Source organism: Roseateles sp. P5_E8 (genome assembly GCF_054177665.1).
This window is the reverse complement of record NZ_JBGCUM010000010.1, coordinates 1-21,220: the sequence shown is the minus strand read 5'-3', so window position 1 is coordinate 21,220 and position 21,220 is coordinate 1. Positions and strand designations below refer to the sequence as shown.

Sequence of the window (21,220 nt, the reverse complement as noted above, 5' to 3'; positions counted from 1 at the left end):
TCATGACTGCCTCCGCACCCGCTGACCTGCTCGACCCCGAGGCGATCCGACGCCTGCGCGAGCTCGACCCGAGCGGCGGCAACAAGCTGCTGGAGCGTGTCGTGGCGGCCTTCTCCAGCTCGCTGGACCGCCTGCTGCCCGACCTGGCCAGCGCCCGTGAAGGTGACACTCTCGACCTCAGCGTCGTCCGCCATGTCAGCCACACGCTGAAGTCCTCGTCGGCGAGCCTGGGCGCGACGGCGCTGGCTGCGCGTTGCGCCGACATCGAAACGCTGGCCCGCGAGGGTCGCAGCGAGGGCCTTTCCGAACAGTTGGACGCTATGCTCCAAGACATCCAACAGGTACGCACGGCGCTCGCCGCGCTGCTCTGAAGCCCAGCCCATGCAGCCCACTGGTCAAGCCCTCGACGACCTGCCATCGCGGCCCCGCGTGCTGCTCGTCGACGACGATGAGGTCAACCTGCTGCTGACCGCTGCGGCCCTGCGCGAGCGCGGCTTCGATGTCACCGAGGCTGCCAGCGGCAGCGAGGCGCTGGCCCAGCTCTCCGTGCGCGCACCCGACGTCGTCGTGCTGGATGCGCTGATGCCCGAGCTGGACGGCTTCGAGACCTGCGCGCTGCTGCGCGCCACGCCGGGCTTCGAGTCCCTGCCCGTGCTGATGCTGACCGGCCTGGACGACGAGGCCTCCATCAACCGTGCCTACCAGGCCGGTGCGACGGATTTCTTCGTCAAGTCACCGCAATGGAGCCTGCTGGACGGCCGCCTGCGCTACCTGCTGCGCAGCTCGCGCACCCGGCACGAGCTGGAGCGCAGCAAGGCCAAGCTGGCGCGCGCCCAGGATCTGGCCCGCATGGGCAGCTTCGAGTGGCGGCGCGACCTCTCCGGCAGCTTCACCATCTCCGCCGAAGGCCTGCGCGTCTTCGGCCGCGGCCCCCAGGACCGACTGGACTTCATCAGCGTCATGCGCATGGTGCCGGCCGACGACCGACACGTCTTCCTGCGCCTGCTGCGCGACGTCATCGCCCACACCTCGGTGCTCATCACCGACCTGCCGCTGACGCTGCCCGACGGCCGCCAGCGCGTCGTGCACGTCGAGGCCGAGCCGGAGTTCAACGAGCAGGGCGGCGTCAGCGGCTACACCGGCATCCTGCAGGACGTGACCGACCGCCGCCAAGCCGAGGACCGCATCCGCCAGCTCGCCCACTTCGACGCCCTCACCGGCCTGCCCAACCGCCGCCAGCTGATCTGGCGTGTCGAGCGCGCCATCGAGAGCGCACGCCGCAGCGGCCACGAGGTCGGCCTGCTGCTGATCGACCTGGACCGTTTCAAGGTCATCAACGACACCCTGGGCCACGCCGCCGGCGACGAACTGCTCATCGAGGTCGGCCGGCGCCTGCGCAGCTGCGTGCGCCATTCCGACCAGATCATGGAGGGCGTGCTCGAAGGCCTGGGCAACCGCAGCCACCGCGGCCTGGAAGCCGTCGGGCGCCTGGGCGGCGATGAGTTCGTGGCCCTGCTGCCCGAAGTGGCCGACGAGCGCGACGCCGAGCGCGTCGCCGACCGCGTGCTGGACGCGCTGCGCGAACCCATCTTCGTCGGCGGCCAGGAATGCTTCGTCACGGCCAGCGTCGGCATCGCCATCTACCCGCGCGACGGCCAGACCATGGCCGACCTGCTGCGCAATTCCGACGTGGCCATGTACGCGGTCAAGAGCCAGGGCCGCAATGCCTCGGCCATCTACTCGCCGCAACTGGCCGGTCACGGCAAGCAGAAGCTGGAGCTGGAAAGCGCGCTGCACAAGGCGCTGGAGCGCAACGAGATCGTGCTGCATTACCAGCCCAAGATCGACGTGCGCGCCGCCCGCATGGTGGGCGCCGAGGCGCTGATGCGCTGGCAGCGCGGCAACGTGCTGGTGCCGCCGGCCGACTTCATCCCGCTGGCCGAGGAAACCGGCCTCATCGTGCCGCTGTCCGAGTGGGCGCTGAAGGAAGCCGCGCGCCAGGCCAAGCTGTGGTCGCTGCAGTTCGGTTTTGCCGACTCCATCGCCGTCAACCTGCCCAGCCGCTTGTTCGAGCGCACCGATCTCGTCGAGCACATCCACCAGTGCGTCAGCGCCTATGGCGTGCCGCACCGCTCCATCCAGCTCGAGATCACCGAGAACAACCTGATGAAGGACTTGCAGAACGTCATCCCGTCTCTGCACCGGCTGAACGAAGTGGGCGTGGAAATCTCCATCGACGACTTCGGCACCGGCTACTCGTCCCTCGCCTACCTGACCACGCTGCCGATCTCGGAAGTGAAGATCGACCGCACCTTCGTGCGCGATCTGGGCATCACGCCGCAGAGCTCGGCCGTCGTCACCGCCATCATTGCGCTGGCGCGGGCCCTGGGCCTGCGCGTCATCGCCGAGGGCGTGGAGACGCTGCGGCAGATGGAGGTGCTGCACCGCCTGGGCTGCTCGCTGATGCAGGGCTTCCTGTTCAGCAAGGCGCTGCCGCCCGATGAACTGGAGCGCTGGATCGCCCAGACCGTGCTGCCACGCAAGGCGCCCTGGATCACGCAGGCCGACGGCAGCACCGACGTGACGACTCGCGGTCAGCGCTAAGCCAGCCATGCGCTCGACTCTGCCCCCGGCGCAGTTGGCCAAGGCTGCGCTGCAACGTCTCGCCCAGGCCCGGCTGGAACCGACCCCCGAAAACTACTCGCGCGCCTACGCCATCGAAGCCGGCAGCGAGCCCGCATCAGCCGCGAACGGCGCCGTACCCGAGCGTGCGCAGCAGCTGATGTCCAAGCTCATCAGCCTCGCCTTGCCGTCGGGCGCGCCGCGCCAGGAGCTGCAGGCGTCTCTGCGCGAGCAACGCTACGACGAACTGCAGCGCCAGGTCGACAAGCTGCTCGACACGGCCGGCCCGGGCGCTCAGGCCGAGGCGCTGGTCCATGCCATAGAGCGCCTCGTGCGCGGCCTGGAGCGTGGCGGCAAGCACTGGACGCTGGCGCGCAAGAAGGACGGCATCAACCGCGTGCTGGAGTTGGGCCGCAGCGATGCAACCAAGCTCGTCAAGCGCCTGTCGCAGCTGATTGCCAGCTGGGACAAGGACGGCGACGGCAGCGAGGTCGAGACGGACGACGATGGCAGCACACCCAGCCAGTTCTTCGTCGACAGCGCATTTGCCGAGACGGGCTTCCGTGAGAGCACGGGCTTCGGCGAGCTGAGCCGCACCGGCTTGCGCGATACGCCAGCGCCCGTCGACAGCAGCCCGCATTGGGTCGACATCGGCAACGAACTCAACAGCACCGTGCGCCATGCGTTGCGTTCACCGCAGACCGAGGCCACACCGGCGGATGTGTTGTTGCGCGAGCTGGACGCCGCCCAGGCAGAGCTGAAAGCCGGTGGCGCCAGCCCCGAGCGCGCCTCGCAGATGGCCGCGCTGTGCCTGCGCGCCCGCCACCTGCTGGACCACCGCCGCCATCTCTTCGACGAACTCGGCGGCCTGTGCCGCGAGCTGAGCGGCAGCCTCGTCGACCTGGCCGAGGACGACTCCTGGGCGCGCGGCCAGGCCGAGGCGATGAACCAGACGCTGGCGCAAGGCCTGTCGGGCCGGGGCGTGCGCACGGTGTCCGAACTGCTGAGCGGCACCCGTGAGCGCCAGCGCACGCTGCGCAACGAGCGCTCCAAGGCGCGTGACTCGCTCAAGGGCCTGATCCAGCGCATGCTGAGCGAGCTGGGCGAGCTGGGCCAGCACACCGACCGCTTCCAGACCAGCGTCGGCCGCTATGCCGAGGCCATTGAGCAGGCCGACTCGCTGGAGAGCCTGACCGGCACGGTGCGCGAGATGGTCGAGGAGAGCCGCAGCGTGCAAGGCCTGGTCGCCCAGACGCAGCAGCGCCTGACCCTGGAACATGACCGCGCCGCCGCGTTGACGCAGCGCGTGGACGAGCTCGAGGGCGAGCTGCGCCGGCTGTCCGACGAGGTCCACACCGACCAGCTCACCCAGGTGGCCAACCGCCGCGGCCTCATCCAGGCCTTCCGTCTGGAACAGGCCAAGTCCGAGCGCGATGCCACCCGCGTGGCGCTGGCCTTGCTGGACATCGACAACTTCAAGAAGCTCAACGACAGCCTGGGCCACCATGCCGGCGACATCGCGCTGAAGTCGCTGGCCGAGCGCACACAGGCCTCGCTGCGGCCCGGCGACATGGTGGCGCGCTACGGCGGCGAGGAGTTCGTGCTGATGCTGCCCAACACGCCGCTGGACGAAGCCCAGGCCGTGCTGGTGCGCCTGCAGCGCTCGCTGTCATCGGCGCTGTTCAACCATGAGGGCAAGGACGTCTTCGTGACCTTCTCGGCCGGCGTGACGCTCTACCGCGCCGGCGAGACGCTGGAGGCCGCGCTGGATCGCGCCGACGTGGCGCTGTACGAGGCCAAGCACACGGGCAAGAACCGGGCTTGCATCGCCGAGTGAAGCGATGGACAGCGCTGCTGGCCTGCACCGCCGGCGTCGCCGCGGCACAGGCGCCCGTGCCGCTGTGCGTGACCGACTTCCCGCCGTATGTCAGCGCGGCGCTGCCCGACGGCGGCAGCATGACGGCGCTCGCGCGACGCGCTTTCGAAGCCGGTGGCCTGAGCGTGCAGGCGCTGCATGTGCCATGGGTGCGGGCCTTCGCGATGGCCAAGGCGGGCGACTGCCTGCTGCTGACGCTGTGGCGCAACGAGGAGCGCGACGCCCTGTTCCTGTACTCGCTGCCGGTGGCGCGCATGGAGCTGGGCTTCTTCGTGCGCGGCGACCGCGACACGCCGCTGCCGCCCGATGCAACGGTGGCCTACCAGCGTGGCTCCTACCTGCCGCCCACATTGGCCGACGGCCGCTACCAGCTGTATGAACTGGTGGACCCACGCCCCGGGCTGGAGATGCTGCGGCGCCGTCGCGTCGACGCGGTGTTCTCGGAGCGCGCGAGCCTGGAGTACCTGCTCGCGACACAGCCCCGTTCGGTCGACGACATCCGCTGGCAGGCCCCGCCGCTGGAAGTGAAGACGACGCACATGGGCATCGCCAAGCAGCATCCTCAGGCCGAGGCCTGGCTGGCGCTGCTGAACCGCGAGATCCGCCGCTCGGTCAGAAATTGAAGGCCAACCGCAGGCCACCCCAATGGCGGCCGTTGACGACGATGGGCGCCGTGGCTTCCTTCAGCAGTACGAAGCGGCCGCCACCCATGTCGCGGCGGTAGGTCTGCAGCAGGAAGGGCCGGGTGTTGCGCGCCGACGCCAGGCCGGTGCGGTCGTTGAAGATGCGGCGGTAGCGGCTGTTGGCCGTGTTCCAGACCGTGTCGCCCGGGCGCTGCGGCTGGCAGTACTTGCGGTTGTGCGTGGCGATGTAGCCGTTGCGGTCGGCCGAGATGCAGAAGACGATCTTGTCGCTGAAGGCCAGCGTCTTCTCCTGCACACTGGGAAAGAGCTTGTCGGTGAGCTGGCAGAAGCGCGTCGTGTGCTGCTGCGGGTTGGTGCCGTCGACGGCGCGGTAGCTCTCGTCGAACAAGTCGGCCTGGCCGATCTGGCCGTTGCGCAGCGCGTCTTCCAGCAACTCGCTGATCTCCGCTGCGGCGGCCTGGGCGGCGCGGATGAAGGGCATGTCATCGACCTCGACGCCGCTCTCGGCGATCTGCTCGATGAGTTCCTCCGACATGCGCAGGAAACGATCGCTGCCGTCGAAGGCGACCTTGAGGCCGTGGCTGGCCTCCGACACCTCGCGCTCCAGCTCATGGGCGCGCTCGTTGAGCAGGCTCATCTGCTGGCCGCTCTCGGCGGCGGATGCGGCGATGCGCTGCACGTCCTCCTCGACCTCGTGGAAGGCGGCGTGGATCTGGCTGGGCTTCTTCCCGTTCTCGGTCAGCTCGGTGCTGAAGCGGTCGATGCGCTCCTGCAGGCTCGTGATCGCCTTGATGATGGCCTTGGACGAGCCCTCGACCTGGCCGGCCAGCGCCTTGACGGCCTCGGCCACCACGGCAAAGCCGCGGCCGGCGTCACCGGCGTGCTTGGCCTCGACGGCCGCGTTGAAGGCGACGAGCCGGGTCTGCAGGGAAATCTTGGTGATCTCGGCGGCCGCGTCGGACACCTGGGCCAGCGTGGCCGCCATGCCGACGACCTCGCCGCCGACAACGCCAAGCGCTCCGCGCGCGCGCTGCACGGCGGCGGCGCTTTGGGCGGTGGCGGTCGCGATGGCCGTCTGGGCCTGGCCGATCTGCGCGAGCTGCTGGGCCAGGGCCTGCATGGCCTGACCCTGCATCTGCACGACGCGTTGGGTGTCTTCAAGCGCACCGCGCACTTCGGCGGCATCCTTGCCAACGTTGGAGATGGAACGGGCGAGCCGCTTGACGACGTTCAGTGCTGCGCTGTCATCGCGTCGGACCGGCTCCTCGTGCGAGACCACGGCAGCCGAGCCGCCACCTTTGATCCATCCGAACATGCGTTTGTCCCCGCCTCTTTTAGCGGGGCTCAGCCCCGCGAATTACCAGTCACGCAGCTTAACGCGCAACCTTGCAATGGACTGACTGTGCAACTGGCACACGCGGGACTCCGTGACCTTGAGCACGGCCGCGATCTCCTTGAGATTCATGTCGTGCTCGTAGTACATGCTCATCACGAATTGCTCGCGTTCGGGCAGGTTCTTGATGGCGGCCACCAGCGCCTCGCGCATGCGATGGTCCTGCAGCTGGGCGACCGGATTGGCGTTGTCATCGGCAACGTGGCGGTCCAGGTAGTCGTTGTCGCCATCGTCGCCCGACATGTCTTCCAGATAGACCAGTTGGGTGCCGCGCACCTTGCCGAGCAGGTCCTGATAGTCGGCCAGCGTGAGGCCCATCTCGGCGGCGATCTCGGCCTCGTGCGGCGCGCGGCCCAGGCGTTGCTCGACCTTGTGCACGGCCGTCTCGATCTCGCGTTGCTGGCGGCGCGTGCCGCGGCTCATCCAGTCGCCGCCGCGCAGCTCGTCGAGCATGGCGCCGCGGATGCGCTGGGTGGCGAAGGTCTCGAACTGCACACCCTGTTCGATATCGAAGCGCGACAGCGCGTCGGTCAGCCCGATCAGGCCGACCTGGATCAGGTCGTCCAGCTCCACATTGGCCGGCAGCTTGGCGATCATCTGATGCGCCAGGCGTCGGACCAGCGGGCTGTACTGCTTGATCAGCGTGCTGTTGTCGAGGCGGCCTTTGGGCGTGTACATGGTGAACTCCGGCGACGAGATCAATGCGCTGCGATTAATGAGTTGGACATCGTGCGCGCCGGGCGCAGCGGGGTCGCGTCGGAGGAGGCGTCGAGCGCTGCTCCCGGAGGCGCGGCGAGCAGCAGCTCGCGGGCCAGGTGGCGCAGCTCAGGCGTGAGCGGCGCGTGTTGGGATGCGCGGGGGTCCAGACAGGCCCAGTCACGCAGCACCGCGCCGAGGAAACCGTCGGCGCAGGAATGAAGCTGTTGCGCGATGCGAGTGGCCACGCGCAGCTGGGGGTGGCAGGCCATCAGGAGACTGTAGACCATCAGCCCCGCGCGTTGTGTGAGCCATTTCATGCCCGCATAGGCTTCCGTCACGCTATGCGGGTCGGTGTCGGCCAGCAGCAGCGGGCGCACCTCGCGCTGGGCGACGATGCGAGCCAGTTCGGCGGCCGGCGCGTGCAGCAGGATGACGTCGGCCTCGGGTGCGGCGGCGGCCACAGCGTCGAGGAAGGCGGCGGCCGAGCCGTTGGCATTGATGTAGCGCAGCGCCAGCCCGCGCGCGGCGAGATACGTGACCTTGGGCGACAGGCGCTCGATGCAGTTGGACAGGTCCACCTGCGCCAGCTCGGACGGCTGCGGCGAATGCTCGCCGGCATCGACCACCAGCGTTTGCAGGTTGAGCTCGGCAAAGGCGGCGCACAGGCCTTCGAGCAGCACGCCGGCGCCCATCACGCGCGGGTTGCTGACAACGGGCACGAAGCGCGTCTTGGACGCCGCGAACAAGCGGCGCAGGCCGTGGGCTTGATCTTGAAGCATCGTCATCCTCAGTGGATGGCGCGCAGGCCGGCGTCGGTCAGCGGTGCACCGGCAAAGATGAGGTTCACGTCGGTGTTGTCCATGCGCCAGGCCCCCGAGGCGGCGCCCTTGAGCGCGCGCTGCACCAGGCCCACGCTGGGCAGGCGGTGCCAGTCTTCCGGCACGCGCTGGCCGTTGGCCACGCCCAGCACCTTGAGCTTGTGGCGGATCAGTGTGTCCAGCGCCGGGGCGAGCTTGACGGCTTCGTCGAGCTTGCTCAGCACCACGCCTTCGCAGGCGGCGGCCTTCCAGGCGGAGACGACGTCTTCAATCGTCTCGCCCTGCTGGGCGGCATTGATGACGAGCAGCTTCTTGATGCTGGGGTGGGCCAGCATCTCCAGCAGCTCCTGCGTGCGGCTGTCGCGCTGGGCCATGCCGGCGGTGTCGATGAGCACGAGCTTCTTGTTGGCCAGCAGGTCCAGCAGGTCGTCCAGCGAGGCGCGGTCATGCGCGGTGTGGACCGGCACGCCGAGGATGCGGCCGTAGGCGCGCAGCTGCTCGTGGGCGCCGATGCGGTAGGCGTCCAGCGTGATGAGGCCCAACTGGCCGGCACCGTACTTGGTGGCGAAGTGGGCGGCCAGCTTGGCGGTCGTCGTCGTCTTGCCGACGCCGGTGGAACCGATCAACGCGAACACGCCACCACGGTCTTCGATGGCCGGGGCGGCCTCGTCGGTCTGCAGGTTGCGCGACAGCACATGGGCGGCCCAGGCGGTTTCATCGGCGGGGTCGGTCGGCGAGCCGGCCTTGAAGTCGGAGGGGCAGCTCTCGGCCAGCTTGCGCACCAGGGCCGGGCTGAAGCCCAGCTCCAGCAGCTTCTGCGTCAGGCGGGCCTGCACGGGCTGGCGCTGCAGCTTCTCCATGAAGGCCAGCGAGGAGAAGCGCTCCTCGATGAGGCCGCGCATCTGGCGCAGCTCGGAGGCCATGTCCATCTGGTTGCGCTGGTTGGCGTTGGGCTGGCCGGGCAGCGGCTGGGGCTCGGCGCCGATGCCGCTGAGCTGGGGCACGCTGCGCTGCTGGCTGGCTGCGGCCGTGGCGGCGGTGGGGATGCGGATCTCGTCGCGCAGCACCGGCGGCGCGGGGCGCGGCTGCCGAGCTTGGGGCTGGGCTGGTGCGGCAGCGCGCTTGGGCGCCAGCGCGGCCATCGCTTCGGCGGCGCGTTGCTCGCGTTGGGCGCGGGCGGCATCCAGCGACGTTGCTGCGGGCTGCTGCGGTGCGGCAACTGGGCGTGCGGCGACCGGATCGGGCTGGCCGCTCATCTCGGCCTGGCGGCGGCGCAGCACGCGCTCGCGCACATAGTCCTGGAAGCTCAGCGTGCTCATGGCCAGCTGCTCCACGTCGCTCTGCACCTCGGGCGCGCCGAAGCTGGGCTCCTGGCGGGCGCGGTCGGTGAAGGGAGCGCGCGGCGACGGTTGCTGCGGCTGCTGCACCGCCGGGCGGGCCACGGTGCGCGGCGCGCTCTGGGACATCTGCTCGATCTGGCCCATGCCTTCCGGCGCCATGGCGAGTACCTCGACGCCTTCCGGCACCGATTTGTTCGACAGCACCACCGCGTCTGCGCCAAAGGCCTGTTTGACCAGGGCGAGCGCCTCGCGTGATGTGCGAGCGGTGAATTTGCGGACGTTCATGCTGTGCCTCCGATGATGGAGCCGATGCGGATGGTGTGGGTCTCAGGAATCTCGCTGTGGCCCAGCACCTTGAGGCGGGGCGCGGCGCGCTTGAGCAGGCGGGCCATGGGCGCTCGGATCAGGTCGGGCACCAGCAGGGCGGCGGGCACGCCACGGTCTTCCTGCTTCTGGGCGTTCTCGGCGGCGCTGCGGGCCAGCGTGTCGGCCACGCCGGGGTCGAGCGCGGCGCCATGCGGTGAGTTCAGGGCCTGGGTCACCAGACGCTCCAGCTCGGGCTCCAGCGCGATGACGTCCAGCTCCTTCACGCTGCCATAGATCTGCTGCACGATGGCCGGCGCGATGTGGGTGCGGATGCGGCGGGCCAGCTCGGCCGGGTCGGTCACGGTGGCCGCGTTCTCGGCGATGGATTCGACGATGGAGCGCATGTCGCGGATGTGCACGCCCTCCTCCAGCAGCAGCTGGAGAACGCGTTGCAGTGTGGCGATGCCGACCATCTTGGGAATCACGTCTTCGATCAGTTGAGGCGCCTGCTTGGTGAGGTGTTCCACCAGCGATTGCGTTTCCACGCGACCCAGGAGCTTGGCCGCGTGCACTTGCATCAAGTGTGAAAGATGGGTGGCCACGACAGTCGAGCAATCAACCACCGTAAACCCGCTCATTTGGGCCATCTCGCGCTGGCGTTCTTCGATCCACACCGCCGGCAGGCCGAAGGCGGGGTCGGTGGTCGCGGTGCCGATGAGCTTCTGCGTCGCGTGGCCCGGGTTGATGGCCAGCCACATGCCGGGGAAGGCCTCGGCCTCGCCGACGACGGCGCCGCGCAGCGAGATGCGGTACTGGCTGGGGCGCAGCTCCAGGTTGTCGCGGATGTGCACCGGCGGCGGCAGGAAGCCGACCTCCTGCGCGAACTTGCGGCGCACGCCCTTGATGCGGCTCAGCAGGTCGCCTTCCTTGCTCTTGTCGACCAGCGTGATGAGGCGGTAGCCGACCTCCAGGCCCAGCGTGTCCACCGGCACCAGGTCTTCCCAGCTCGCCTCGCCGGCGCCTTCGCTGCTGGGCATGATGGGTTTGACGGCCTTGGCGGCTTCGAGCTGCTGCTCCTTGTTGCGCAGCCACCAGGCCAGATAGCCCATGCCGGAGGCGATCAGCAGGAACACCAGGTGCGGCATGCCAGGAATCAGGCCCAGCGCGCCGATGACGCCGGCCGTGATGGCCAGCGACTTGGCCGAGCCGAAGACCTGCTTGCCGATCTGGCTGCCGATGTCCTTGTCCGTGCCCACGCGCGACACGACCATGGCCGCCGCGACCGAGATCAGCAGGGCCGGGATCTGGGCCACCAGCGCGTCACCGACGGCCAGCAGGATGTAGCTGTCGGCCGCCTGGCCGGCGGAAAGGCCGTGCTGGGCCACGCCGATGATGAAGCCGCCGACGATGTTGATGGCCAGGATCAGCATGCCGGCCACCGCGTCGCCGCGGACGAACTTGCTGGCACCGTCCATGGAGCCGAAAAAGTCAGCCTCGTCGCCCAGCTCGGCGCGGCGGCGCTTGGCCTCGGCTTCGTTGATGAGGCCGGCGTTCAGGTCGGCGTCCACGGCCATCTGCTTGCCGGGCATCGCATCCAAGGTGAAACGTGCGCCGACTTCGGCGATGCGCTCGGCGCCCTTCGTCACGACGATGAAGTTGATGACGACGAGGATGGCGAACACGATCAGGCCGACCGCGAAGTTGCCGCCGATCAGGAAGTGGCCGAAGGCCTCGATGACCTTGCCGGCCGCGCCCGTGCCGGTGTGGCCTTCCAGCAGCACAACCCGCGTGGACGCGACGTTCAGCGACAGGCGCATCAGCGTGGTGAGCAGCAGCACGCTCGGGAAGGCGGCGAAGTCCAGCGGCCGCACCATGTGGGCCGCCACCATCATGACCATGACGGCCATCGCGATGTTGAAGGTGAACAGCAGGTCCAGCACGAAGGGCGGCAGCGGCAGCACCATCATGGACAGGATCAGCAGCACCGCGATCGGGGCGCCGAGCGCCGCGATGATGCCGGCCCGCGGGCCGAGCATGCCTTGCAGCTTCTGGATCAAGGGGTTCATTCGGCAAAGTCCTCGTCAGGCTCGGGAGCCCAGCCTGGCTTGTTGTGCGGGTCGAGTTCAGGCGGCACATGCGGGTGCGGCACATCTGGGCGGGCAACGTTGCGCGAGGCCATGGCGGCGCGCAGCTGGTAGACATAGGCCAGCACCTGGGCCACGGCGCCGAACAGCGCGGCGGGGATCTCGTGGTCGACCTTGGCGTGGGCGTAGAGGGCGCGGGCCAGCACGGGCTGCTGCAGCACCGGCACCTTGGATTCCTTGGCCAGATCGCGAATCTTCATGGCCAGCAGGTCGGCACCCTTGGCGATGACCTTGGGCGCGGCCATCTTGCCTTCCTCGTACTTCAGTGCCACGGCGTAGTGGGTCGGGTTCATGACCACCAGGTCGGCCTGCGGCACAGCGGCCAGCATGCGGCGCTTGGACATCTCGCGCATGATGGCGCGCATCTTGGCCTTGATCTCGAGGTTGCCCTCGACCTCCTTCATTTCCTGCTTGGCCTCTTCGCGCGTCATCTTCATGCGGCGCAGCCAGAGCTGGCGCTGCAGCGGCACGTCGATGGCGGCAAACAGCGCCAGCGCAATGGCCAGCAAGCCCAGGGCCCCCATCAGCTGCTGGCCGGCATAGGCCAGGGCCGACGGCAGCGGCACGGACATGATGCTCACGTAGGCCGCCAGGCGGTCCTTCAGCACCATGGCGCCGACGATGCCCAGCACCAGGGCCAGCAGCACCGCCTTCAGCGCCGTGCCCAGGCCCTGGCCGCTGACGAGGCGGCCGAGCCCGGTGAGCGGGTTCAGGTGCGTGAACTTGGGCGCGATGGGCTTCAACGTCCAGTTCCAGCCGCCGCTGGCCAGGTTGGCGGCAATGCCGGCAATCACCAGCACGGCGGCGATGGGGCCCATGACGAGGGCGAAGGCCAGCGTCATCTCGACGAGGCGCTCGCCCATGAAGCCGGGTCGGGCCAGCAGCGCGGCATCGAAGTGCAGGCCGGTCTTCATCATGCGACTCAGCTTGTCGACGATCTGCGGCCCGCCCACGCTGAGCACCGCGCCGCCGGCCACCATCATGACGAAATGCGGCAGGTCGCGCGAACGCGGCAGCTGGCCTTCAGCCCGGGATCTTTCGATCTTTTTGGGTGAGGCGGGTAGGTTGCGGTCCTGTGCGTCTTGGTCGGCCATGGCGTGGTTCGCCCCAGTCGGGGCGCTGGACCGAATTGTTCGAGGTGGCTCCTAAAACTTGAGCGAGAAAAGCGGGGTGCTTGGCCCGCTATTCCCAGCCCTGGCGCGGCATCGCCGGCGGGCCGTGGAGGAGTGCCGAAAAGCAAAAAGCCGGCGCACGCGCCGGCTTTTCAGGAGGGAGAAGACTTGGGGCCTCAGAACCCGAGGCTTGCCAGCAGATCGTCGACCTCGCCCTGGTTGGTGACGACGTCGGTGCGGCCCTCGGCATTGACGACCGGGCCTTGCAAGATGGTCGGGTCGACCTTCTCGCGCTGCTCGGGCGGAACCACCTGCACCAGCAACTTGACGAGGCTGTCTTCCAGGTCGTTGGCGAGCTTGACGACCTTGGCCACCACCTGGCCGGTCAGGTCATGGAAGTCCTGCGCCAGCATGATGTCGGTCAGGTGGTTGTCAATGCTCTGGGTGCGGCCCTCGACATCCTTGACGAAGTTCATCACCGCACCGCTGGCCACCGCCCGGACCGGGTCGGCGACTATTGCTGCGGCGAGTTCCTTGGTGGCCTGGCTGATGCCGGCGTGCTCGGCCTTGGCCTGGTCGACCGAGTTCAGCACCTTCTCCGCAGCGGCCGCCGTCTTCTCGGCGATGTAGCTGAGGCGGCTGCGCGCGTCTGGCAGGCCGTCGGTGGCCACCTGCAGCTTGGGCATGACGCCCAGGCGCTGCATGGTGTCGTGCAGCGTGCGCGTGATCGTGCCGAGTTGCTGGAAGACCTCGGGGGAGACGAGCAGCGGCTCGGCACTACCGGCAAGCTTGTCCAACTGTTCCATTGACATGGCAGTCCCCTTTTTATTGGTTGTTGTCAGGCCGCAGCGGCCAGCTTCTGCATGATCTTCAGAACTTTTTCTTCCAGCGTCGCCTTGGTGAAAGGCTTGACGATGTAGCCGGCGGCGCCCGACTGGGCGGCCAGCACGATGTCTTCCTTGCGGGCCTCGGCGGTGACCATCAGCACCGGCAGGTGCTTGAGGTTGGGGTCTTCCTTGATGGCCTTCAGCAACTCGAAGCCCGTCATGTTGGGCATGTTGATGTCGCTGACGACGAAATCGAACTTGGCGCCCTTGAGCATGCTCAGCGCTTCGACGCCGTCTTCGGCCTCTTCGCAGTTGTTGTAGCCGATCTCTTTGAGCAAACCGCGAACGATGCGGCGCATGGTGGAGAAGTCGTCAACGACCAGGAATTTCATGTCAGCGCTCATGGCGATCCTCTCTCTGTGCAGGCGGGGATTTCAGGTCAGCACGCAGTCTAGTTTCTAGCGCGCCGGGGTCGACGGCGGAGTTTGCGGCATTTTGCCGATCTCAGCGCCTGACGCATCGGCCTCTGGCTCTTCAGCCACATTCTTCAGCACGGCGTCCTCCGCGTCACGGTTCATGACGATGATGCTGATGCGCCGGTTCAAGGCGCCATTGGGGTCCTTGGCGTCGAGCAGCTTGCTGGCGGCCAGACCTTGCACCCGCAGCATGCGGGCCTCCGACAGCCCGCCCGCCACCAGCTCGCGGCGCGATGCGTTGGCGCGGTCGGCCGACAGCTCCCAGTTGCTGTAGCCCTTGTCGCCACCCGGGAAGGCCTGGGCGTCGGTGTGGCCCTCGACCGTGAGGCGGTTGGGCACCTCGGTCAGCACGTTGCCGAGCTCGCGCAGCAGCTCGCGCATGTACGGCTTCACGACGGCGCTGCCGCTGTCGAACATGGGCCGGTTGCCCTCATCGACGATCTGGATGCGCAGGCCTTCCTTGGTCATATCCAGGCGGATCTGGCCGCCCAGTGCAGCGAGCTTGGGGTTCTCGGCCAGCACCTCTTCGACCTTGGTCTTGAGCTGCTCCAGCCGCGACTTCTCGGCCTTGCGCTGTTCTTCCTTCAAGGCGCGCAGCGTGTAGCTGGCGCGCCTGGCGGCACTCTCGCCTTCCTTAACCTGGCCGGTCTCGCGCGTGAGGTCCTTGCCGCCGCCCTTGACGACGCTGGACGAGTCGCCCGAGCCCGAGCCGCCCGTCATGGCCACCTTGAGCGGCGACTGGAAGAAGTCGGCAATGCCCTTCTTGTCGCCCTCGGTCGTGGAGCCGAGCAGCCACATGAGCAGGAAGAAGGCCATCATGGCCGTCACGAAGTCGGCGTAGGCAATCTTCCACGCGCCGCCATGGGCCGAGTGGCCGCCCTTCTTCACCTTCTTGATGATGATGGGCTGAAGTTTCTTTGCGTCTCCCGCCATGTCAGTGCGCCGTCGTCATTTCTTTTTGACGTGGCCTTCGAGCTCGGTGAAGCTCGGGCGGTCGCCGGAGAACAGCACCTTGCGGCCGAACTCGATGGCCACCTGCGGGGCGTAGCCCTGCATGCTGGCCAGCAGCGTCGTCTTGATGCATTGGAATTCCTTGCCGGCGTCTTCCACCTTCTGCTCCAGCAGGCCGGCCAGCGGCTCGGCAAAGCCGTAGGCCAGCAGGATGCCCAGGAAGGTGCCGACCAGCGCCGAGCCGATCATGCCGCCCAGCACCGCCGGCGGCTGGCCGACCGAGCCCATGGTGTTCACCACGCCCAGCACGGCGGCGACGATGCCGAAGGCCGGCAGGCCGCCCGCCAGGCGCTGCAATGCGGCAACCGCCGCATGCTCTTCCTGGTGATGGGTCTCGATCTCGCTGTCCATCAGCGATTCGATCTCGTGCGCGTTCAGGTTGCCCGACACCATCATGCGCAGGTAGTCGGTGATGAATTCGGTGACGTGGTGGTCGTTGCCCACCACGGCGTATTTCTGGAACAGCGGCGAGCTGTGCGGCTCCTCGACGTCCTTCTCGATGGACATCAGGCCTTCCTTGCGCGCCTTCTGCAGGATGTCGTACATCAGCGCCAGCAGCTCCATGTAACGGGCCTTGCTGTATTTGCTGCCCTTGAAGCACAGCCCCAGGCCGGCGGCCGTGGCCTTGACGACCTTCATCTGGTTGTTGGCCAGGAAGGCGCCGATGGCCGCGCCGAAGATGGTGATCATCTCGAACGGCAAGGCGTGCAGGATCACGCCGATGTTCCCGCCGTGAGCGATGAACACGCCGAAGATGCAGACCATCGAGATGGCCCAGCCAATGATGACGAACATGCGCTGTGGGGTTTGGGGGTGTTCAGGCCTTATCGGCCCGATGCCGGGGGGCTGAAGAAAGTATGCCGCGCTGCAAGGTTGGTGAACGCATCAATTGGGCAGCTTTGACGCTGCATTAGCCTGCTGGCGGTAAAGCCACACGAACTGGCCGCTGGGCAGCTGCCAGTTGGCCGCCGGCTTCACGTCGGGCACGGCGAAGTCCAGGCTGACGAGCCAGGCGCCGGGCGCCAGCTCCGTGCATGCCTTGGCCCAGACGCGCGGCATGGACTCGGGCCGCTGGAACACATAGACCAGTGCGAACGGCGCCCAGTCGTCGGCCCAGAGGTCGCCCTGGCGCACGGTGGCACGGCGAACCCGCCAGCGCGCCAGCAGCGCCAGCGGCCGGCTCCACTCCACGCCCTCGACGCGGGCGAGCGGGTAGATGTGAACCAGTTCACGCAGGCCGTCGCCCACGCCGCAGCCGGCGTCCAGCACGCGGGCGCCCGGTGGCAGCGGCGCCAGCCTGGGCAATTCATCGAGCGCATGGCGCGGCGTGGGGAAGAGCGGCGCCTCGCTCCAGGTCCGCCGCGGGTAGAGCCACCACAGCAGGGCCAGCGGCGCCAGCCACAGCAGGCCGCCGAGCACGCCCTGCCCGCCTTGCCAGCCCAGGGCCAGCACGGAGACGGGAAAGCCCAGCGCAATGATGAGCCGTCGCCAGCGCTGGTCGTGCAGCCAGCCCAGCGCGGCGCCGACAGCAGCACCCACCGCCAGCGCGGGGCCGGAGGCCAGGCCGGCAGCAATTGCGGCTGCATAAATGAACCAGGCCGCCAACCAGCTCAGCAGAGCCGGTAGCGGCCAACGGGTGATCCACATGGCGAACAGTGTCGCCTTGGCGTCAGTGCATTTGAATGGAGCCCTGGGCGCGACCCTTGCCGGCGCGTGCGGGCGGGTTGCACAGGCCGCAGACGTAGTGGCGCGCCACTTCATGCGGGTGGGTGACGAAATGACCGTTGCACTTGGAGCACTTGGTCAGCGTCAACATGCCGTTGTCGACGAACTTCACCAGGCGCCAGGCGCGGGTGACCGACAACATGGCTTCCAGGCCCTGGGCCTGGGTCTGCTCCTGATACAGCTGGTAGGCCTTGATGACGGTGTCGATCTCGTCCATCTCCGCAGCCTTGTTCAGGTATTCATGGATGTTCATGAACAGGCTGGCGTGTATGTTGGGCTGCCAGGTCATGAACCAGTCGGTCGAGAAGGGCAGTTGGCCCTTGCTGGGCGACTTGCCGCTCACTTCTTTATAGAGGCGCAGCAGGCGCTCGTATGACAAGTCGGTTTCGGATTCCAGCACCTGCAGGCGCGCACCGAGGTGGATCAGCTGAACGGCACGGTCGATCTGCTTGGCTTCGGTGAGGATGCTCTTGACGCGCATGGTGGGCTTTCGGAATCTGTGAGTTAGTTGGCAGGCGAGACGACGATCAGGCGTGCTCGTGACGGCCGGCCATCAGGATCGAAGCATGGAGACGGGACACCGACTCGTTCGCGCCCGGCTTGCTGTGGTTGGTCAGCAGGCCCCACACCAGGTCGTCGCTCATGCGGAAGGCGCACAGCAGCGTGTTGCCGGCCGCGATCTTCATGATCTGGGCCGGGCTGAGCGTGCCGATCAGGGTGGCTGTGTCTTCGCTGATGCCCAGGCGGTACAGGGCCTGATCACGGTCCGAACGGATCAGGCTCTGCGCCAGCATCAGGTAGGAGAGATTGGCTTCACGAATCTCGGCGAGCATTTGTTCGGTGTTCATGGCGGCTTCCGTTTCAGAGGTAGAGGGGTGTTGCGGATCAGTGAAACGGATTGTGTTGACCGGCCTTCTTCGGCGATATCAGGCTGCGTCGGTACCCGCTGTCACGCTGGCAGGAAGGGCGTGTCATCCAAACTCCTACACGGGCGTCGGGCAGAAGCACCGAGGCCCCGGCAGCTTGCGCTGGCCGGGGCCTCGGGGTGTGAAATGCGTCGCGAAATCAGGCGGTGCGAAGGCGGCGCAGGCGTTCCAGCTCGATCATGGCGACCGGCACCAGTTCGGGCGCCTCGGCCTGCAGGCTGTCGCGGCCGGCGCCTCGCTGCAACTCGGTCAGCACGCCAAAGGCCCGGTCCAGCTCGCCCCGGCCCGACAGCGCGAAGGCCAGCGTGTAGAGGCTGGGGCCGTGCAGCGGGCTGGCCTGCAGCGCGCGGTCTGCATAGGCCGCCGCGTGCTCCAGCTTGCCGGCGGCCAGCAGCAGCGCCGCCATGTCGGCCATCAGCTCGTGGCTCATGGGTTCGTCCTGCAGCGCGTCATAGAGCATACCCAGCCCGCCGCCGAGGTTGCCCTTGGAGGCTTCGGCAAAAGCCGCGTTCCGGGCACGCGCCAGCAGCATCTTGGGATCGTTGCTGGGCACGATGACGGGGCGGTGGCCTTCGCGCGGGGTACGCGGGGCGGTCTTGGCGGTGTTGGATTGGGCACGCATCGCGGAACTCCGGACCGGCGCAGGGGTTCGGCCGGGATGAACCGCACTTTAGGAACCGGCCCGCCTGCCGATCCCTTGAAAAGCCCGGGCTTTCCGGCGCGCTTTTCGCGCCGGGGGTCGATCCAACGAACAAGCCGTTGCAACGCCTTTTATTCAAAAGATCACGGCCTTGACAAATCGAGCTTAAGAAACATCGCCGCCACACCGATAGCCAACTCAACGGCGCTGATCTCAGTACCGTGGTCCGGCTAGAAGGCCGAAGTGTTGTGACTCCGCTCCCGGGTGGTGACACGGCTTCAGAGGTTGACTGGCGTCGGGCGTCGCCGCAAAGGCGCGCTTACCCAAGCGCGTTGGAGCGGAAAAGCACGGGTGCCGCACCCGGGCACTCGGGTCCTTCGTCCGGCGGCTTGCCGGTATATCTAGCAAAAGGAAGCAAATCATGGCCTCGGTCATCAACACCAACCTGCTGTCGCTGAACGCGCAGCGCAATGTCTCCAACTCCCAGGCTTCCCTGGCCACGTCGCTGCAGCGCCTGTCCTCAGGTCTGCGCGTCAACTCCGCCAAGGATGACGCCGCCGGTCTCGCCATCTCCGAGCGTCTCAACGCTCAGGTGCGCGGCTCCAACGTCGCCATCCGCAACGCCAACGACGGCATCTCGCTGTCGCAAACGGCTGAAGGCGCACTGGCCAAGGTGACCGACTCGCTGCAACGCATGCGTGAACTGGCGGTGCAGGCCCGCAACGCCACCAACACCAACGCCGACAAGGACTCGCTGGACAAGGAATTCGGTGAACTGTCCAAGGAAATCCAGCGCGTGCTGGGCGGCACGACCTTCAACGGCCGCGCCATCCTGTCCACCGACTCCGGCACCCAGACCTTCCAGGTCGGCGCCAACGTGACCAGCAACGACCGAATCGACGTCATCACGACGAACATGACGACCTCGACGGACATCACGACCGTTGCCGGCACCGACAACACCGGTGCTGGTCGCGCAGTGATCGACAACACGGCCACGGGCTCCACGATCGACACCGTCATCGGCAACATCGACACCGCGATCAACACGGTCAGCTCCGAGCGCGCCAACCTGGGTGCTGCCCAGAACCGCATGGACCAGGTCATCTCCAACCTGCAGATCTCGGTGGAAAACCAGAGCGCTGCCAAGAGCCGCATCACCGATGCCGACTTCGCCCAGGAAACCGCCAACCTGAGCCGCGCCAGCATCCTGCAGCAGGCTGGCAACGCGATGATTGCCCAGGCGAATCAGATCCCTTCGCAGGTCCTGTCATTGCTTCGATGACGCCGGGCCAGCACCGCTGGCCCTGAGTGACCTGTCCACTCTGAAGACAGAAATCCTCACGCCACCAGCACAAGCACCTTGAACGCCACTCCGTCACGACGGAGGGCGTTTTTCAAGGCGCCGTGCAAAAAGGATTCAAGTCGATCCATCGTGCCGACGATAAGCATCTCAACGGGTTCACGAATCATTCGCGGACTACGTACCAGACGCCCCGTCAACGAAAGGATTGAGCCATGCCCCAAGTCATCAACACCAACCTCGCCTCGCTGAATGCCCAGCGCAACACCGCGATGACGCAATCGTCGCTGGCAGTCGCCATGCAGCGTCTGTCCTCCGGCCTGCGTGTCAACTCGGCCAAGGACGACGCCGCCGGCCTGTCCATCGCCGAGCGCATGAACGCCCAGGTGCGCGGCTCCCAAGTCGCCATCCGCAACGCCAACGACGGCATCTCGTTGGCCCAGACCGCTGAAGGCGCGCTGTCCAAGGTGGGCGACGCGCTGCAGCGCATGCGTGAACTGGCTGTCCAGGGTCGCAATGCCACCAACACGAACGCCGACAAGGATTCCCTCGACAAGGAGTTCGGCGAGCTGGCCAAGGAAATCCAGCGCGTGCTCGGCGGCACCACTTTCAACGGCAAGGCCGTGCTGGCGACGTCGGACGCTGGCACCCAGACCTTCCAGGTCGGCGCCAACACGACGGCCAATGACCGCATCGACATCGTCACCACCGACATGACGACCGATGCGGCGATCACCATCGTGGCCGGCACGGACAACGCCGGCACCGGCCGCGCCGTCATCGACAACACGGCCGTCGGCACCGCGATCGACACCGTCATCACCAACATCGACGCGGCCCTGGACAAGGTCAACGGCGAGCGCGCCACGCTCGGCGCCTCGCAGAACCGCTTCGACGCCGTCATCTCCAACCTGCAAGTGGCGGTGGAGAACCAGAGCGCCTCGCGCAGCCGCATCATGGACGCCGACTTCGCCCAGGAAACCGCCAACCTGAGCCGCGCCCAGATCCTGCAACAGGCCGGCAACACCATGGTGGCGCAGGCCAACCAGTTGCCCCAGCAAGTGCTGGCTCTGCTGCGCAGCTGAGCTAGGGAGGCTGTCGGGCTTTGGGATGGGTGCGCGTTGGCCCGCCATGGGGCCGCAGGCAAGGCGCAAAGCGGAGTCGGGTTGCACACCCGGCGAGCATTTGCAGCGCCGCATGCGACCCCAAGACGGGCCAACCCGAAGGGCCGGGGCGATTTGCCACGCCATCCGGCGTTGCACCCACCTTGTGGGGTGAGGCCCCACGGCGGCGGTTGCGCCTTGTCTGGCATGGCAACTCGCCCCGGCGCGCACCCATCCCAAAGCCCGACAGCCTCC

Annotated in this window: 21 protein-coding genes; 6 read left to right on the top strand and 15 right to left on the bottom strand. The window is 67.5% G+C overall.

Features of this window, described 5'->3' with window-relative positions:
- The first annotated feature begins 2 nt into the window (after nt 1-2).
- Genes ACXRVZ_RS08175 through ACXRVZ_RS08160 form a run of 4 tightly spaced genes read left to right on the top strand, consistent with a single transcriptional unit; the run spans nt 3 to nt 5,121 of the window.
- On the top strand, nt 3-371 hold the full coding sequence (locus ACXRVZ_RS08175) for an Hpt domain-containing protein (protein ID WP_457423882.1): 369 nt from the start codon (nt 3-5) through the stop codon (nt 369-371).
- Between the two features lie 10 nt (nt 372-381).
- The gene (locus tag ACXRVZ_RS08170) at nt 382-2,604 is read left to right on the top strand and encodes a putative bifunctional diguanylate cyclase/phosphodiesterase (protein WP_457423884.1); all 2,223 of its coding nucleotides are present in this window, start codon (nt 382-384) and stop codon (nt 2,602-2,604) included.
- 7 nt (nt 2,605-2,611) lie between these two features.
- Entirely contained in the window at nt 2,612-4,459 is a 1,848-nt protein-coding gene (locus ACXRVZ_RS08165; protein WP_457423886.1) for a GGDEF domain-containing protein, read from the top strand.
- On the top strand, nt 4,456-5,121 hold the full coding sequence (locus tag ACXRVZ_RS08160; protein WP_457423888.1) for a substrate-binding periplasmic protein: 666 nt from the start codon (nt 4,456-4,458) through the stop codon (nt 5,119-5,121). The genes ACXRVZ_RS08165 and ACXRVZ_RS08160 overlap by 4 nt, the downstream gene beginning before the upstream one ends.
- Here ACXRVZ_RS08160 and ACXRVZ_RS08155 read toward each other — a convergent pair.
- The 14 genes from ACXRVZ_RS08155 to ACXRVZ_RS08090 all read right to left on the bottom strand — a co-directional run bounded on the left by ACXRVZ_RS08155 (nt 5,111) and on the right by ACXRVZ_RS08090 (nt 18,541).
- On the bottom strand, nt 5,111-6,457 hold the full coding sequence (locus ACXRVZ_RS08155; protein ID WP_457423890.1) for a methyl-accepting chemotaxis protein: 1,347 nt from the start codon (nt 6,455-6,457) through the stop codon (nt 5,111-5,113). The two genes, ACXRVZ_RS08160 and ACXRVZ_RS08155, sit on opposite strands and share 11 nt — an antisense overlap.
- A 42-nt stretch (nt 6,458-6,499) precedes the next feature.
- Nucleotides 6,500-7,213, bottom strand: a complete 714-nt coding sequence (locus tag ACXRVZ_RS08150; protein WP_457423892.1) for an RNA polymerase sigma factor FliA — start codon at nt 7,211-7,213, stop codon at nt 6,500-6,502.
- A 20-nt stretch (nt 7,214-7,233) separates the two neighbouring features.
- Complete coding sequence (locus ACXRVZ_RS08145) at nt 7,234-8,013, bottom strand: MinD/ParA family ATP-binding protein (protein WP_457423894.1); 780 nt, start codon at nt 8,011-8,013, stop codon at nt 7,234-7,236.
- A gap of 8 nt (nt 8,014-8,021) precedes the next feature.
- Entirely contained in the window at nt 8,022-9,677 is a 1,656-nt protein-coding gene (flhF, locus tag ACXRVZ_RS08140) for a flagellar biosynthesis protein FlhF (RefSeq protein WP_457423896.1), read from the bottom strand.
- Entirely contained in the window at nt 9,674-11,764 is a 2,091-nt protein-coding gene (gene flhA / locus ACXRVZ_RS08135; RefSeq protein WP_457423898.1) for a flagellar biosynthesis protein FlhA, read from the bottom strand. The genes flhF and flhA overlap by 4 nt, the downstream gene beginning before the upstream one ends.
- Complete coding sequence (gene flhB / locus ACXRVZ_RS08130) at nt 11,761-12,936, bottom strand: flagellar biosynthesis protein FlhB (RefSeq protein ID WP_457423900.1); 1,176 nt, start codon at nt 12,934-12,936, stop codon at nt 11,761-11,763. The genes flhA and flhB overlap by 4 nt, the downstream gene beginning before the upstream one ends.
- A 194-nt stretch (nt 12,937-13,130) precedes the next feature.
- Entirely contained in the window at nt 13,131-13,766 is a 636-nt protein-coding gene (locus ACXRVZ_RS08125; protein ID WP_457423902.1) for a protein phosphatase CheZ, read from the bottom strand.
- Between the two features lie 26 nt (nt 13,767-13,792).
- Nucleotides 13,793-14,185: a chemotaxis response regulator CheY gene (gene cheY, locus ACXRVZ_RS08120; RefSeq protein ID WP_233371843.1), complete on the bottom strand. Its 393-nt coding sequence runs from the start codon at nt 14,183-14,185 to the stop codon at nt 13,793-13,795.
- A gap of 54 nt (nt 14,186-14,239) precedes the next feature.
- A complete protein-coding gene (gene motB / locus ACXRVZ_RS08115) occupies nt 14,240-15,190 on the bottom strand; it encodes a flagellar motor protein MotB (protein WP_457423904.1) in 951 nt (316 codons plus the stop codon).
- Nucleotides 15,191-15,205: 15 nt separating this feature from the next.
- Nucleotides 15,206-16,063 (bottom strand): flagellar motor stator protein MotA, encoded by an 858-nt coding sequence (gene motA / locus ACXRVZ_RS08110; protein WP_457423906.1) that lies wholly within the window; start codon nt 16,061-16,063, stop codon nt 15,206-15,208.
- Nucleotides 16,064-16,153: 90 nt separating this feature from the next.
- On the bottom strand, nt 16,154-16,915 hold the full coding sequence (locus tag ACXRVZ_RS08105; RefSeq protein ID WP_457423908.1) for a class I SAM-dependent methyltransferase: 762 nt from the start codon (nt 16,913-16,915) through the stop codon (nt 16,154-16,156).
- A gap of 22 nt (nt 16,916-16,937) precedes the next feature.
- Nucleotides 16,938-17,474: a flagellar transcriptional regulator FlhC gene (gene flhC / locus ACXRVZ_RS08100; RefSeq protein WP_457423910.1), complete on the bottom strand. Its 537-nt coding sequence runs from the start codon at nt 17,472-17,474 to the stop codon at nt 16,938-16,940.
- A gap of 46 nt (nt 17,475-17,520) precedes the next feature.
- Complete coding sequence (gene flhD, locus ACXRVZ_RS08095) at nt 17,521-17,841, bottom strand: flagellar transcriptional regulator FlhD (RefSeq protein WP_457423912.1); 321 nt, start codon at nt 17,839-17,841, stop codon at nt 17,521-17,523.
- A gap of 217 nt (nt 17,842-18,058) precedes the next feature.
- Nucleotides 18,059-18,541 carry a hypothetical protein gene (locus tag ACXRVZ_RS08090; protein ID WP_457423914.1) on the bottom strand — a complete coding sequence of 161 codons (483 nt, stop codon included), beginning with the start codon at nt 18,539-18,541 and terminating at the stop codon, nt 18,059-18,061.
- Between the two features lie 439 nt (nt 18,542-18,980).
- On the opposite strand from ACXRVZ_RS08090, the gene ACXRVZ_RS08085 reads away from it, so the two are divergent.
- Nucleotides 18,981-19,844 (top strand): flagellin N-terminal helical domain-containing protein, encoded by an 864-nt coding sequence (locus ACXRVZ_RS08085; protein WP_458232288.1) that lies wholly within the window; start codon nt 18,981-18,983, stop codon nt 19,842-19,844.
- Nucleotides 19,845-19,900: 56 nt separating this feature from the next.
- Here ACXRVZ_RS08085 and ACXRVZ_RS08080 read toward each other — a convergent pair whose 3' ends face one another.
- The gene (locus ACXRVZ_RS08080) at nt 19,901-20,032 is read right to left on the bottom strand and encodes a hypothetical protein (protein ID WP_348009977.1); all 132 of its coding nucleotides are present in this window, start codon (nt 20,030-20,032) and stop codon (nt 19,901-19,903) included.
- A gap of 45 nt (nt 20,033-20,077) precedes the next feature.
- On the opposite strand from ACXRVZ_RS08080, the gene ACXRVZ_RS08075 reads away from it, so the two are divergent.
- Nucleotides 20,078-20,947: a flagellin N-terminal helical domain-containing protein gene (locus tag ACXRVZ_RS08075; protein WP_457423918.1), complete on the top strand. Its 870-nt coding sequence runs from the start codon at nt 20,078-20,080 to the stop codon at nt 20,945-20,947.
- Nucleotides 20,948-21,220: the final 273 nt, after the last annotated feature.

Bases quoted from the DNA above. Each gene is read 5' to 3' on its own strand.
- ACXRVZ_RS08150 (WP_457423892.1), bottom strand. From the start codon at position 7,213: ATGTACACGCCCAAAGGCCGCCTCGACAACAGCACGCTGATCAAGCAG.
- flhB (WP_457423900.1), bottom strand. From the start codon at position 12,936: ATGGCCGACCAAGACGCACAGGACCGCAACCTACCCGCCTCACCCAAA.
- flhA (WP_457423898.1), bottom strand. From the start codon at position 11,764: ATGAACCCCTTGATCCAGAAGCTGCAAGGCATGCTCGGCCCGCGGGCC.
- flhF (WP_457423896.1), bottom strand. From the start codon at position 9,677: ATGAACGTCCGCAAATTCACCGCTCGCACATCACGCGAGGCGCTCGCC.
- motB (WP_457423904.1), bottom strand. From the start codon at position 15,190: ATGGCGGGAGACGCAAAGAAACTTCAGCCCATCATCATCAAGAAGGTG.
- ACXRVZ_RS08155 (WP_457423890.1), bottom strand. From the start codon at position 6,457: ATGTTCGGATGGATCAAAGGTGGCGGCTCGGCTGCCGTGGTCTCGCAC.
- ACXRVZ_RS08105 (WP_457423908.1), bottom strand. From the start codon at position 16,915: ATGTGGATCACCCGTTGGCCGCTACCGGCTCTGCTGAGCTGGTTGGCG.
- ACXRVZ_RS08145 (WP_457423894.1), bottom strand. From the start codon at position 8,013: ATGCTTCAAGATCAAGCCCACGGCCTGCGCCGCTTGTTCGCGGCGTCC.
- ACXRVZ_RS08125 (WP_457423902.1), bottom strand. From the start codon at position 13,766: ATGTCAATGGAACAGTTGGACAAGCTTGCCGGTAGTGCCGAGCCGCTG.
- flhD (WP_457423912.1), bottom strand. From the start codon at position 17,841: ATGAACACCGAACAAATGCTCGCCGAGATTCGTGAAGCCAATCTCTCC.
- ACXRVZ_RS08085 (WP_458232288.1), top strand. From the start codon at position 18,981: ATGGCCTCGGTCATCAACACCAACCTGCTGTCGCTGAACGCGCAGCGC.
- motA (WP_457423906.1), bottom strand. From the start codon at position 16,063: ATGTTCGTCATCATTGGCTGGGCCATCTCGATGGTCTGCATCTTCGGC.
- ACXRVZ_RS08170 (WP_457423884.1), top strand. From the start codon at position 382: ATGCAGCCCACTGGTCAAGCCCTCGACGACCTGCCATCGCGGCCCCGC.
- ACXRVZ_RS08075 (WP_457423918.1), top strand. From the start codon at position 20,078: ATGCCCCAAGTCATCAACACCAACCTCGCCTCGCTGAATGCCCAGCGC.
- ACXRVZ_RS08175 (WP_457423882.1), top strand. From the start codon at position 3: ATGACTGCCTCCGCACCCGCTGACCTGCTCGACCCCGAGGCGATCCGA.
- flhC (WP_457423910.1), bottom strand. From the start codon at position 17,474: ATGCGCGTCAAGAGCATCCTCACCGAAGCCAAGCAGATCGACCGTGCC.
- ACXRVZ_RS08080 (WP_348009977.1), bottom strand. From the start codon at position 20,032: ATGATTCGTGAACCCGTTGAGATGCTTATCGTCGGCACGATGGATCGA.
- ACXRVZ_RS08165 (WP_457423886.1), top strand. From the start codon at position 2,612: ATGCGCTCGACTCTGCCCCCGGCGCAGTTGGCCAAGGCTGCGCTGCAA.
- ACXRVZ_RS08090 (WP_457423914.1), bottom strand. From the start codon at position 18,541: ATGCGTGCCCAATCCAACACCGCCAAGACCGCCCCGCGTACCCCGCGC.
- cheY (WP_233371843.1), bottom strand. From the start codon at position 14,185: ATGAGCGCTGACATGAAATTCCTGGTCGTTGACGACTTCTCCACCATG.